This is a genomic window from Atribacterota bacterium (genome assembly GCA_028703475.1).
Classification (GTDB): domain Bacteria; phylum Atribacterota; class Phoenicimicrobiia; order Phoenicimicrobiales; family Stramentimicrobiaceae; genus JAQVMU01.
Genome location: JAQVMU010000047.1, coordinates 1 through 13,427, shown reverse-complemented (window position 1 = coordinate 13,427; position 13,427 = coordinate 1). Strand labels below are relative to the sequence as shown.

Annotated in this window: 12 protein-coding genes; 1 reads left to right on the top strand and 11 read right to left on the bottom strand. The window is 36.1% G+C overall.

Translation table 11 applies throughout. The annotated features are described in order from the left end of the window. Positions 1–79: 79 nt before the first annotated feature. The 11 genes from PHQ99_05975 to PHQ99_05925 form a co-directional block, all read right to left on the bottom strand. On the bottom strand, positions 80–1,843 hold the full coding sequence (locus PHQ99_05975) for a C69 family dipeptidase (protein MDD4289116.1): 1,764 nt from the start codon (positions 1,841–1,843) through the stop codon (positions 80–82). Between the two features lie 175 nt (positions 1,844–2,018). Continuing rightward, positions 2,019–3,710, bottom strand: a complete 1,692-nt coding sequence (locus PHQ99_05970) for a C69 family dipeptidase (GenBank protein ID MDD4289115.1) — start codon at positions 3,708–3,710, stop codon at positions 2,019–2,021. Between the two features lie 120 nt (positions 3,711–3,830). Then, positions 3,831–4,994 carry a succinylglutamate desuccinylase gene (locus tag PHQ99_05965; GenBank protein ID MDD4289114.1) on the bottom strand — a complete coding sequence of 388 codons (1,164 nt, stop codon included), beginning with the start codon at positions 4,992–4,994 and terminating at the stop codon, positions 3,831–3,833. 17 nt (positions 4,995–5,011) lie between these two features. Next, entirely contained in the window at positions 5,012–5,167 is a 156-nt protein-coding gene (locus tag PHQ99_05960; protein ID MDD4289113.1) for a hypothetical protein, read from the bottom strand. A 34-nt stretch (positions 5,168–5,201) separates the two neighbouring features. Continuing rightward, positions 5,202–6,512, bottom strand: a complete 1,311-nt coding sequence (locus PHQ99_05955) for a C4-dicarboxylate ABC transporter (GenBank protein ID MDD4289112.1) — start codon at positions 6,510–6,512, stop codon at positions 5,202–5,204. Between the two features lie 59 nt (positions 6,513–6,571). Continuing rightward, a complete protein-coding gene (locus tag PHQ99_05950; protein MDD4289111.1) occupies positions 6,572–7,234 on the bottom strand; it encodes a DUF6305 family protein in 663 nt (220 codons plus the stop codon). A 245-nt stretch (positions 7,235–7,479) separates the two neighbouring features. Further along, positions 7,480–9,216 carry a C69 family dipeptidase gene (locus PHQ99_05945; protein ID MDD4289110.1) on the bottom strand — a complete coding sequence of 579 codons (1,737 nt, stop codon included), beginning with the start codon at positions 9,214–9,216 and terminating at the stop codon, positions 7,480–7,482. 397 nt (positions 9,217–9,613) lie between these two features. Then, positions 9,614–10,552, bottom strand: coding sequence for an alpha/beta hydrolase (locus PHQ99_05940; GenBank protein MDD4289109.1), 939 nt, complete (start codon positions 10,550–10,552; stop codon positions 9,614–9,616). After that, the gene (locus PHQ99_05935) at positions 10,542–10,922 is read right to left on the bottom strand and encodes a desulfoferrodoxin (protein MDD4289108.1); all 381 of its coding nucleotides are present in this window, start codon (positions 10,920–10,922) and stop codon (positions 10,542–10,544) included. The genes PHQ99_05940 and PHQ99_05935 overlap by 11 nt, the downstream gene beginning before the upstream one ends. Before the next feature lie 106 nt (positions 10,923–11,028). Beyond that, positions 11,029–11,514, bottom strand: coding sequence for a ferritin-like domain-containing protein (locus tag PHQ99_05930; protein ID MDD4289107.1), 486 nt, complete (start codon positions 11,512–11,514; stop codon positions 11,029–11,031). A 24-nt stretch (positions 11,515–11,538) separates the two neighbouring features. Further along, positions 11,539–12,000, bottom strand: coding sequence for a Fur family transcriptional regulator (locus PHQ99_05925; protein ID MDD4289106.1), 462 nt, complete (start codon positions 11,998–12,000; stop codon positions 11,539–11,541). A 175-nt stretch (positions 12,001–12,175) separates the two neighbouring features. Between PHQ99_05925 and PHQ99_05920 the strand changes: the two genes are divergently transcribed. Further along, the gene (locus PHQ99_05920; protein ID MDD4289105.1) at positions 12,176–13,360 is read left to right on the top strand and encodes an MFS transporter; all 1,185 of its coding nucleotides are present in this window, start codon (positions 12,176–12,178) and stop codon (positions 13,358–13,360) included. The last annotated feature ends 67 nt before the right edge of the window (positions 13,361–13,427 follow it).

Genomic DNA, 13,427 nt, shown 5'->3' with positions numbered 1-13,427 from the left:
TAAAAAGAACCGGAATAAATTCAGAGAAACTATCCCGGTTCTTTCTTCTTTAATAAGTATTAAATTATCATCTTATAAGTTAATCAATTGGAGTTAATCCATCTACTTCAACAATTACACGTTGATACCATTCGGGTAGTGTAATTCTTCCAGCCTGTCCTTCACCGTCTTCCATAGTATAGATTCTGAAATGATTGTATTTTACAAACAAATCATCACCTAATTTCCACCAGGCATCAACTATCTGATTTGCATTATTAATACAATAATCAGTCAGGTATTTTTTAGCTTCTTCAGGATCCTGTAGATATAGATCATATGCCTTTAAATCTACTGCAGAAGTTTTTGTTAAGGCATCGCCTTCCCATTTAAACTGGGCTTCTTTTACATCTTCAATTATTACATTATAGGCTACCGCTGTATGGAAATCTACATAATCCATGGCCTTACGGGCAGATTCCCTGTTCATTTCCCAATGGTTCCCGACAGTAAATGGTTCAGCAATATCATTAACACCTGCATAGAAAGGTATGTAACAGGAAGTATCCTGTCCGCCTAAGGCAATCCATAATATTCCACCTATTTCATCCGGCAACCAATTTCTAAGCTGAATAATAGTAGTATATTCTGCTGTATTTAAAGAGATTAGTCTAGGTGATGAATAGTTCTTGTCATCTAAAACAATTGGTCTATTATAGTATCTGGGATTCCCATAAGGTCCACCACTTACTCCTTCACCAGGTGCAAACTGGGTTCCTTTATATGTATCTCTGGACATTACCATAAAATCCTGTGCTGACACTTTCTGGTCAGGTTTAGCGGAAAACGGGAATTCATTATTTGGCAACTCGGCACTAAATTCTTTCGAAGGAGCAACTAAATCAAACAAACGCCACATTCTTGCTCTACTTCCTCCACTGCTTATAGCGCTATCTGTTTTGGGAGAATAAGCCATATTAAATTTGAATGGTTCCCCACTTTCAGGGTCATAAAATTTCTGTTCAACAGCAAAGGATACTACATTTGAAGAAGCCATAAAATTAGCCGGGTCATCTAAATCGATTTCACCAATACGTGATTCATTAGGGCAGAAACTGACTTCATCATCCGGAACTCTTTGGGCAGCCCAAATAGCACCCGGTTTACCACTATCAGGTGTCCATAGGGGACCAGCCGGCATAATTTCAAATGCCCAAACTTCTTCAGGATCAGATACTGCCAGCATTTCACCACTATCAGGTCCGCCATATCCATATTTCTCAGCTATTTCACCCATCAATTGGACAGCTTCCCGGGCAGTTTCACATCTTTCCATTGCCAGCATGGTAAGTTCTGTGATACAAATTTGTGCATTTGGATTTCTTAATTCAGAACGGCAGCCAATAGTGGATTCATTAATACCCAGTTGTTTTTCGTTTATATTGCCAAAAACAGCATGTATATAAGAATATGTTTTCTCTACCTGGGGTATCTCGATTCCGGTAAACCATTCTTCATGATAAATATCTTCAATGGTTTCAATGGGACCACCAACCTCTTCCGGTGTAGGCCAGGCTGCATATTGACTCTTTGAGTAAATCTTGCGCATATCACCTTCTTCAAATTCCATTGCCGGTACAAATCGGAAAGTGAAATCACAAATACCACAGTCTGCTGTCTGAAGGGTTAAGGTTGAGCCATCCAGGGTTGCATCTTTACCAGCCATCATAACTGTACACATATCATCAGGTTCACAGCATTCAGTACAATTATCAGGATTACCAGCTATTAAGGTAATACTAATATTAACTAAAAAAAATACTACAGTTAAAAATAAAATTATATTTTTATTTCTTTTGTTCATTAATTATTTCCTCCATTTTTATTTCTTATTTCTGAAAAAATTTATAAAGCGTCTATCACCTCCAGGGTATTTTTAAAAATCCTGGCAGATATTCTTATTTTCTATCTGCCAGGATTTATCAAATTCACATGTTAGCAATTTAAGATTATTAAATCAAAGTATCTCTTTTATTATTCTATTTTGGTGAACCTTCCGGAGGTATGGTGCTTTTACCAAAACCTACTGCATCCATCCATTCTTGTGGGTAGCCAACGGATTCTACTTTATACTCATCATCACCATAGACATAACCGTCAGCATAACGACCCACTAACTGGCTTGCCAGTTTCCAGTAAGCATCTACAACTCTGGTTGCACAACTATTGCTGTAAGTAGTTAAGAATCTTCTGGCAAGATCGGGATCCTGTTCATATAGATCCAGGGCTGTCTTTTCAATAGTTGGTTGTACTGCAAAAAATTCTTCCTCTAAAGGATCACGAACTGCTTTAATATCTTCAATCATATAGGAATATTTTAAATCAGCCCAATTGGAAACAAAATTAAATGCCCACCAGGCTGATTCACGGCTGAATACATCATAGCTGCCGCCTCTCATTCCTTTAGCAAAAGATTCCGGTAATTCTGTAATACCTGCGTAGATTGGGAAATAACATGAACTGTGAGGTGCATCATATGCAAACCATGTTAATCCTCCAACCCAGCTTGGCATGTCTTTTCTGGCAACTACCACTGTTGAGAAATTGGTTCTGAATAGTGATATTGCTCTTTCCCATCCTGCACTACCCTCCGGATTCTGGGAGCCAGGAGTAGGATAACGATTTGGAGTCCCAAAAGGACCGGCCTCCAAGCCCTTGGTTAAGTCAAATTCTGTTCCTTCATAGTGATCTCTGTTAATAGCCATAATATCCTGTGCAGCAATCTTTTCATCAGGCTTGACTGAGAAAGGATAACGTTCCATCCATGGGTCTAATTCCAGGGAAGGAGCTACCAGGTCAAGTACCCGCCATTCACGTCTGGCATTATAAGTGGAGTAATCTTTATAACCATATGTTTCATAGACTTTAAATGGTTCACCACTATCTTTATCCCAAAGGTCCATTTCTTCTGCTAAAGAGAAGATATTTGGAGAAGCCATAAAGTTGTCAGTATCATCCAGGTCTACTTCACCTATACGGCTACGATTGGCACAAACAAAAATTTCTCCATCAGGAACACGTTGTGCAACCCAGACACAGCCAGGACGATCACTTCCCGGTTTCCATAAAGCACCTGGACCGTATATTTCAAAAACCCATACTTCGTCAGGATCGATTACAGTAATGCATTCTCCGCCTATGTAATAACCATATTCTTCAGCCAGTGTTCCCATTATCTGTACTGCTTCTCGAGCTGTCGATGCACGCTCCAGGGCAATCCTCTGTAATTCTACAATGTCAAACCAGCCATCGGCATTGCGCATTTCTCTTCTTCCGCTGACTGTAGATTCACCCATACCTACCTGCATCTCATTCTGGAAAGAGTATGAAGCATTAGTATATGCATAGGTATGTTCAACCTGAGGTATTTCACCTGGGGAAACAATAGGGTTATTTTTATGTGCATAAGCACCCAGATCGGTATGTTTCAAAACGGGTCTCATCGAACCTGCTTCATGATCTTTTGCAGGCACCATATAAACATGAAAAGTATCGGTTCCGGAATCATCTGTATGGGTAGTCATGGAAGAACCATCTACTGAAGACCCGGGAGTAACACCCAAAATAGTACACTCACTGTCTACTTCCTGTTGGGCAGCTACAGGATTTATTGCTAACAACATTAATAATGTAAAAATTGAGAATATTAATAATATTCTTTTTATACTCATTTTTTAATTCACTGTCCTTTCTTTTACATAAAGTTTATTAGAAATCTATCAAATTATTTCCCGCTAAATCACCTCTTTTCATATAATATCTCTGTTTTTTAATTATTTTAGATTTATTTTCTACTCATAATAAATTCTTGACTCATCAACTGTAGAAGGATCAGTTAAATAATAACCTATTCCATTCTCAACCACATCTTTATATTTTGGAATGCCACTAACTACTATTTCTTTTTCCGGATATTGTCTTGCCATTTGATTCATTAATTCCAAAACGACTGAAGTATGCTGTCCAGCCCGCCTTTCAATAGGCCAGCCTTCCTCATCATATGGCACAAAAAGCATTCCTTTTTTTGAGAGACTGAGTAAGAATGGGTCCCTACCGGTCAAGAGTAAATCCATAGTTTTTGGACCAGTCGGCTGATCTAAAAAAGGCAAGGGCGCTTCCACCAGGAAAGGCATCGAATCAGAATAATCTCCTATCTCTCTATGTGATAACCCTCTCATACCTGAAGGTGATGGTTCAACATGAAAGTCAAAACCCTCTTTAGATTTTACAGTCAGGGAAGTCATGGTGGCAATTCGCATTGACTTATCCGGTGCTACTATACAGTTGGTAACTGGAAAAAGGGTTTCAGCTCCATGAACATCTAACGTAGCATCAATGTTTTCATTTCTGATTAATTCCATAGCAGCATAACATACCTGCTCCATTAAGGGACCATCCGGTCTGCCTGGCCAGGTTCTATTGGTATTCCTTACATCCATATATGATAATAATTGCCCTTCAGGATAATGAACATAGACATCAGGATCCGGCCATTGATCTAAGGGTGATGCATCCCGATTACCCATTCTGAATGTCTTACTTCCCCACGGAGTATCAATATCAAAATAAAGTGGATATCCATCACCAGCTCTGGTATTACGGCCACCACTGTTGTTAAATTGAGGAATAACTATTAATCTGCCTTTCTCTACTACTGCGTTTTCTACAATCATAAAAGCAGTTAATCCGGCAACGATTTCATTGGAATGTGTATTAGCAATAACCAACATCGAGCCGCCTTCTTGTTCTCCTTCCATAAAAAATACATTAGTATCAGCTACCGTTCCCTTTATTCCCTCATAATAATCACTTAACTTACCTACTTTAGTTACTCCTGGACCGGCTACAATAGGGACATCATAGTGCCTGTGCTGATATAGCTGTATCCCGGCAATGACTGTTATAATAGCAACCAGGGTAAGCATGATTATCTTAATCTTTCTTGTTTCAATCATTATTGTTCCTCCTCACGCTATTTAACTCGTAAAACCCTTAGAACAAAGGGTATGGCTACCATAAGATAAAGTAGCATATCTGTTACGCTTTCTTTTTCTCTTATAAAATTCCAGACCAATAGGCCAATAAGAGCAACAGATAATATATAATAAAAAATCATTATAACTGACATATTATTATTTCCTCCGTACCATTACTAATTTTTCTTATTTACTCCATTCTACAAGGAAAGAAAGTTGGGAACTATAAACAACCATAAGGATTCCTACAACTGTTATTACTACCCATGGTACCAATGTTTGTTTTAAAAATGTCCAATAACTTCCTTTATAATCTGACACAATTACACTTAATCTGCCAATCAAAGCAGTCGGCGGCAATCCGTCTCCCAATGGATAAAGCAGACTTAACCCGGCTATTACAACTGTTGCATGCAATCCGATAGAGTCAAAATACCATGTTAAAGGTATGCCCAATAAAGCAGCGCCACCATAAGTTAATACCCCTTCCGAAATCGGGATAACAAAAGCCAGGGATATAAATAATAATGTAAGAGGAATAGTAATAACTGCATAGGATAGCATGCCCCGTACGCCTGAGACAGTCATAACCTGTTGAAGTATTCCAACAATTATAACCGTTGCCAATAATGGCAATAAACGTTTTATTGTATCAGAAGAAAGCTGTAATATATTAATTTTCTTAGGACTTAGAACAAGGGCTACTATAGCTGCAATTGTAAATTCAAAGGGTAATCCCATAATTGGCAATGAATAGGGCCAAATTCTCTGGGCTACCACTAAACCGAAGAATACTATAAATGGGATACTTACCTTCCAAATATTCATTCCTTCTACTGTCTCCGGCATTTCTTTTAATGCCTGTTCTAAATTCATATCCCCTTCTTTTTTATAGCCTAAAAATAGAATAGTAAAAGTACCGAGAAAAAGTATAGGTATAGCTAAGGGCAATTCAAAACCAACATATGGGATTGCTGTTCCTGCACAAGTAATCATTGCCCATATATTAACCGGAGGAGCAGCTGCTGAAAGTCCTGCTAAAATAAATATTATCGCTGTTACTTTTACCCGTGGTATCCCCAGATAAATCAAAGCTAAGGCAACAGGTGCTCCAACTACCAGGCAGGAAACACTTCCGGCTCCGGTCAATGCACCGGGGATTAAAATAATAAACATTAAGATAAGTAAAGCAATAATTCTTCTATTATAAAAATATTTGATTGTTGCCCGAATCACATAATCTACACCGCCTGATTCCTTAACAATAGCCATAAAAATGGTTGCAGTTGTAAATACCAGAACTATATCCATATAGGTGAAAGTGCCCTCTACCAAATGGCGAAATAAATCCGAAATAGGTGGAGTACTGAAAAAAGTCCCTACTATTCCCCCTGCAAGTGCAGCTGCTAAAATACTCCACTCAACGGGATATTTCATTTTAACAACTACATAGGCAATAATCATGGACAGCATAATAACTACAATCTGAAAGTACATCTATTTCCCCCTTCTTTTATTAGATTCTCTGATTTTTTTCAAGATTTTACTAAAGTAGATTACTCAGAGAAAATCTGTTTAAATACATCTACAACGTCCAGTGCATATTCAACAACAACCAGGGGAATATCATTTTTCTCGGCTATATCATCAAATCTTCCATCCTTGTTTCCATCAGCTGTCACGACAATCAGGTCAGCATATGGAGCTACTGCATCTATCACCTTTTCGTTATCACTGCCAGGATTGCCTCTTGTTGAAACTCCACCTACATGCATTGCTATAATTGATATGCCGTTTTCTTTTGAATAGTTAATTAAATTTTTTAATCGTGCTATTTCCTGATCAACAGTCAACCCAGAAGCACCCATTCCTTTTAAACTGGCACCAATAGCAAAAACAATTGATTTATAAGGAGTGCCTAACGGATATACTTCCTGATCGGTATAAATTTCAACATGAAAGCCTGGACCAGATTCAGCTCCGCCTAATCCGACTCCATCCTCCATCATCGCTACTGTAGGTACGTCACAATAATCGTATAATACACCAGCTTCATCCATCAGGATATTTAAAGTCATAATATCAGCACTCTGTCCGGCGGAAGTTGTCAGGACAGGTAAATCCACTGTGGGAATCTCTTCTTGAGCTAATGAAATCCCACTCATAACAATCAAGAACACACTTAAAGTAATTAACAACAATTGTAATTTTTTTCTCATGGAAAAATCCTCCTGTATAATTTTATTTTCAATTACCTTTTAATTAACATCGTAAGTATTTATATTATAATAGCAAATAATAAAAAGAAGTTTGATTAGTTTATAAACTTTTATTTATCTATGTATTTCGTATTTCAATATTATTATTGTAATATACTATGAATTACACGAAATTGTATAGTGGAAAAATAACTTTTTTTATCATTTTCCCACTATACAATTATTTTTACTAACAAATTAATAAACTATTTCTCAATATTATAAAATTCTTCAACTGTTTGTCTATTATCATATTCAACTACTGCTTTTAGCCACCATTCAGGATATCCAACCTGTTTTCTTTGTCTGTCTTCTGATGTATATACAAAACCTATGTTGTACTTAACAAGCAATTTATCTCCTAAATCCCACCATGCATTAATGACTTTCTCGGCATTTTGAGTACAATAATCAGTTAAAAATTCTTTTGCCTTTTCCGGATCTTCTTTATAAAGATCATAGGCTTCCATATCGATTTTAGGAATTTCAGCTATAGCTCCATCTTCATATTCATATTGAGCTTCTTTTACATCCTTTATCGCATAAGAATATTTAACTTGTGTGTGGAAATCAGCATAGTCAAAAGCCCAGCGAGCAGCATCCCTGTTAAATGTCCAATGGTCTCCAATCTGGAAAGAATAAGGAATTTCATTAATACCAGCATAGAAAGGTATAAAGCATGTGGTATCGGTGGTACCAAGACCTATCCAGACAATTCCGCCTATTGGATCAGGCAACCAGCTTCTGGATTGTGTAATAGTGACATATTCTGCCTGCTGTGTACCTATTGGTCTTACCCAGCTGTATCTTTCTCCATCAACTTCCCAATTTAATGGTCTCCAACGGTTAGGATTACCAAATGGCCCGGCTGCCAAACCTTCTGTCATATCAAAGATTGTTCCTTCATAATGGTATCTTGAAACTTCCATAATATCTTTAACTGAAACCTTTTTATCCGGTTTAATCGAGAATGGTAATTCATCATTCGGTGTCATCGGGTCAAGATTTAAGGAAGGAGCCAGGAAATGGTAAGCACCCCAGGTTCTGGGATTAATATAGCTTTTACCCCATGGAGAATAAGCTTTTTTCCAGCTGAATGGTTCTCCGCTTTCCGGATCATAATATCCATTGTCCACAGCATAAGAAATTACATTGGATGATGCCATAAAGTATTCGGTATTTTCTAAATCAATCTCTCCTATTCTGGATTCATTTGGAGTGACAGAAATATGATCATCAGGAATGCGTTGAGCACACCAGATTGCTCCAGGTTTTCCACTATCAGGAGTCCATAGCGGACCAACCGGCATAATTTCAAAGTGCCATGCTTCGTAAGGATCAGCAATAGATAATTGTTCACCACCATCTAATCCATAACCATATTTTTCTCCTAATTCTCCCATTAACTGAATGGCTTCCCGGGCAGTTTTACATCTTTCCATAGCAATACGGGTTAATTCAGTTAAATTCATCACAGCATTGGGGCTTTGCATTTCTCTGTGACAGCCTACTGTTGATTCTCCCATAGCCAGCTGATGTTCATTAATATAACCAAACATGCCATGAATGTAAGCATAAGTGTGAGGCGGTTGAGGTATCTCTACACCTGTGAATTTCTCTTCCAGTACCACATCCCATTTTAAGCCAACTTCAGGATCCCATGTTTCATATTGAGAGATAGCGTAAATTTTCCTGGTATCTCCGGGCTCATGGTCAGCAGCAGGAACCGTTCTAAAGGTAAAATCACAAGTACCACAATCACAGGGATGGACAGTCATGGTTGAACCATCTAATGATGCATCTTTACCAACCAGGAATGAAGTACAACCTAAACAATCAATACATTCAGCATCCTGTTGAGCAGAGGAAAAAGTAAAGCAGCTAAATAATATCAATACTGCTGTAAAAAAAACAAAACTTATTCTTCTTAAAACTAAAGACATATAATACTCCTTTCAAAACTCCATTTTTTTTATTTAAACCAATAAATTCTTAGTTTTAGTGTTTTCTCACCTCTTTTCTAAATTGAATTATATTTAACAGTAAAATAAAATAATAAGTTTAACAGATTAAATAAAGTAATTTTTATAGTTATTTATTAATATAGATGTAGATGCGGATGTTTGGTTAATATAAAAATGCAAATCAATATAATTTACACTTGTAGTAAGATAATATTTTAAAAACATAAATAATGTCTTTCTGAATCTTTTTAAATTACTAAATAGAAAAAACATAGTTTGTTGTAATTTTTTATTTTGAGTGATAACTGATTCATTGGTGAATAAATTATACTAAAATACAGTAATAACATCAATAGAAAAAATATTTTTATTGATGTTATTTTAATAAGCCATTTATCCAATTTAGCAGAATGGGGAAAACTGGGTCATCGTCTTTACCGAGACCATAATCAATAGAAACATGATCTTCATCGGAAAAGTAAAAGATGTTTGCATCATACCCATAATACTGTAATAATTTATAAAAATTCTGGTTGACAGTTTCTGATACTCCACGGTCACCTGCAACTAATAATAAAATTGGTGGGGGTGTTATGCCCTCTATTACATAGTTAACCGGGGATGCATCTTCCCAATCTTGCAGATTGTCTCCAAAAGCCCAGGAAAACAGATATTGATTTTCCGGCTCAGCAGTAAATAAAGATGGAAGATGATATGCGGCACTATCCAATCCAATGACTCCTGAAATATCTGAAGGAAGAAGATTAAATTCAGCAAGATAGGTTTTATCTAAAGCAATAAGAGCTGCCAGATGCCCTCCTGCTGAGTGTCCCAGTAGAAATATTTTTTCCGGGTCTCCACCATATTTATAAATATTTCTTTTTACCCAGGCAAAACATCGTGCAACATCATAGGCATGAGCAGGAAATAGATAGTCCGGGGAAAGTCTATAGTTCATACTAATATAAATATTATTATTATCAGTAAAGGCTTTTGCTTTGTAACTTGGTCCTCCTTTATCCCCAAGAACCCAGGTTCCGCCATGAATATAAACAATAACAGGACAGGATTGGCAATCTTCCGGTTGATATATATCTAATAGGTGGGCATTTGTTTGCAGAGATTCTATTTCTTTTTTACTACTATCTTCAAAATAGGAAATATTATTATAAACCTGTACATCATTCCATATTGTTTCCTGAGAGGATACAAACATAGGAGCAAAAATAAGAAGAAATAATATTAATAAAAATGTGATTAAAATAAAACAGGCGGAATTTTTTTCCGCCTGTTTTATTGAGATATTACTCTTCATATTTCCACAATTTATGGACATTGCAGTATTCTCTAACTTTTTGTAATCCCTGGACATCCTCAAACTCAGCTTCCGGAGCATCTCCCGGTTTGAGGAATTTTTTGCAGGAACCTTTATCAGTTATTACCTGTATCCACTCTATATAATGTTTTTCTTCCATGGGATGAAGGGTGGAACCAACTACTACTTTGACACCCTTCTCGGTTTCTTCAACAACCGGAACGTGTTTTTCATTAGCCTGTTCGGCAGTCTGCTCTTCCATTAATTCCATAGGCTCACCGCAGCAGACCAGCTCACCTTTACCTCCATGAAGTACTTCTACAATATTCCCACAAATATTACATTTATAAATTTCATGTTTCTCAACCATTTTTTACACACTCCTTATAATATTTTTTATGAAAATTCCGTCAGTTTCAGCTATACTGTATAAACTTAAAATTTACGTTTTTTCAGTTTTTTAACAAATATTTTGATTACATCAAACCCATATCTTCTGATAAGGCTTCCAGGTCTTCTTCGTGTTCCACTTCATCTTCCAATATACTCAAAGCCATTTGATAGGTTATTGGGTCCTTGTCTTTTACCATTTTCATCAGCTTCTGATAAGCATCAATTGCACATTGCTCGCCTTTAATATTTTGTTTAATTAATTTTTTTACATTTGGATCACTTGGAGTTTCATACCCACAGTTAGTTACTTTATACCATTCTTCCGGACTTAAAATTGGAGTACCACCTAATTGTAGAATTCGTTCTACCAGCATACCGGCATGCTCCAACTCTTCATTGGCATGCTCTTCCAGCTCAGCCACCACTGCGCCTCTCATCGGTCCTTTTGCTACTTTTGCTCCGATCCAGTATTGATAATAGGCAAGCCATTCGTCTGCCAATGCTTTGTTTAACTCATCTATCAATTTATCAACATTTACTCCTACGATTTCTCTGCCCTTTGTACCCATATCGAACCTCCTTATGTAAATTAGTTATTTGTTTTTCACTTTACTAACCGGCTTGTGTTCATCTTGTGCAAGACAATCGGGACAAATACCTTCCAGAATAATTTTTTGGTTACATATCTTAAATTTATTATTTATATCTTCCGGTATTTTTATTTTATCATATTCAGGTGATTCAAAGTCAATAATCTTTTTGCATTTTAAACACCGGAAATGATAATGCTGTTTTAAATCAGCATCATAACGCTTAGGGCCATAACCACTTTCTATCATTTTTATTAAACCCTTATCATATAAGCTTAACATTGTCCTGTTAACTGTATCAAAGGATATATTTGGAAACTGTTTTCTGACTATCTGGTAAACCGTTTCAGCGCACGGATGTGCTTTAGAATCAACCAGGCAACAAAAAATACCTAAACGTTGTGGTGTAATTCTCAAACCTTTTTCATTTAGTTTTTCCTTACAATAATAATATGTATCTTTCATTAACATCACTTATTTCTATAATATAAATATTTTATAATGAATGCTATATTCAGAATAATGTAATTATTACAATATAGTATTCATTACTATTTGTCAACAATTGAACTTAAAAATTTGATTTTTTCTAATTTAGATGTATGATATAGTTTAATGAATTTAGGGGAAATAAACTACTATGTTAAGAAAACAAAATAATATTCAATTAAAACTCAACTCTTTAGGCCATGCTTATAATGATGCTTACCACTATATAATACCTCTTCTATTGCCTTTTTTTCGACAGGAATTTGCTTTCACATACTTTCAGTCAGGCCTTATTTTAACTTTTCATGAGGCAATTCGCTCTATATTCTCTTTAGTGTTTGGTTCATTAGCTGATCGATATAACCATAAAAACTTGATTATCTCATCCGGATTCATTCTGGCGTCAGTTTTACTGGGAAGTGTTATCTATGTTAATAATCTTTCTTTAATTATCACAGCTCTTTTATTAATGGCAATTGGTACCGCAACATTCCACCCACTTGCCACTGCAATGGTAGGAGAGAGAGCACTTCCTGGAGAAGAAGGAAGAGACCTGAGTCTATTCTCTGCAGCGGGTACATTTGGATTAATTATTACCAGCCTGTTATTTGGCTGGTTAGTTCAAATATGGGGCTGGCGAATTACCTGTCTCATTATTTCTTTACCTGGTTTCTTTTTGGGAATAAGCTATCTTAAGATTAAAAATGAAACAAAAAAAGAGACAGGGAAGATTGAAAAAAAACTAAATTCACGTAATATTTTTGTAATTTATTTTCTATGCAGAGTAATTATGTGTTTAGGAACTAAGCCCTTCTTATCATTTCTACCAATCTATGCAACTACTTATGTTGGATTAAAACCGGGAGTATCAGCCTGGATTGTCAGTATTTATTTTATTGGTGTGTTTTCTGGGAGTCTTTTGATAAGTAAATTTCTTGATAAACAAAATCCCCTTAAATATTCCATTTTGGCAACCTTTTTTACCTCAATATTAGTTTATATTCTCACATGTTTCAGAATACCATTCGTTATAGGATTATTAATCGGCAGTATTGGATTAATGGAAGGTATTTATTTCCCTTCTCAACACACATGGTTAACCCGGTCAGGTTCAACTAAAATTCAGGGGAAACTGTTTGGCTTTGGATTTTTTATAGAGGGAGTCTCCGCAACTATAGCACCATCTATCTATGGTTGGTTGGCTGACAAATTTGGATTATTATTTGCTTACCGTTTCGCATCATTACCGATATTTATCAGCTTTTTATCTTACATCTATCTGTACTGGCTCTCTGAAAATTATAGAAATAGCAAAACAGGCATTCAACGTGCTTAAAAAATAATATATTTCCAGAAATCACTATCAATATAATATCAAAAAATAGTAAAATATATTATAATAT

Coding starts and splice junctions, on each gene's coding strand:
- PHQ99_05920 (MDD4289105.1), top strand. CDS start 12,176: ATGTTAAGAAAACAAAATAATATTCAATTAAAACTCAACTCTTTAGGC.
- PHQ99_05965 (MDD4289114.1), bottom strand. CDS start 4,994: ATGATTGAAACAAGAAAGATTAAGATAATCATGCTTACCCTGGTTGCT.
- PHQ99_05925 (MDD4289106.1), bottom strand. CDS start 12,000: ATGAAAGATACATATTATTATTGTAAGGAAAAACTAAATGAAAAAGGT.
- PHQ99_05970 (MDD4289115.1), bottom strand. CDS start 3,710: ATGAGTATAAAAAGAATATTATTAATATTCTCAATTTTTACATTATTA.
- PHQ99_05975 (MDD4289116.1), bottom strand. CDS start 1,843: ATGAACAAAAGAAATAAAAATATAATTTTATTTTTAACTGTAGTATTT.
- PHQ99_05935 (MDD4289108.1), bottom strand. CDS start 10,922: ATGGTTGAGAAACATGAAATTTATAAATGTAATATTTGTGGGAATATT.
- PHQ99_05940 (MDD4289109.1), bottom strand. CDS start 10,552: ATGAAGAGTAATATCTCAATAAAACAGGCGGAAAAAAATTCCGCCTGT.
- PHQ99_05950 (MDD4289111.1), bottom strand. CDS start 7,234: ATGAGAAAAAAATTACAATTGTTGTTAATTACTTTAAGTGTGTTCTTG.
- PHQ99_05955 (MDD4289112.1), bottom strand. CDS start 6,512: ATGTACTTTCAGATTGTAGTTATTATGCTGTCCATGATTATTGCCTAT.
- PHQ99_05930 (MDD4289107.1), bottom strand. CDS start 11,514: ATGGGTACAAAGGGCAGAGAAATCGTAGGAGTAAATGTTGATAAATTG.
- PHQ99_05945 (MDD4289110.1), bottom strand. CDS start 9,216: ATGTCTTTAGTTTTAAGAAGAATAAGTTTTGTTTTTTTTACAGCAGTA.
- PHQ99_05960 (MDD4289113.1), bottom strand. CDS start 5,167: ATGTCAGTTATAATGATTTTTTATTATATATTATCTGTTGCTCTTATT.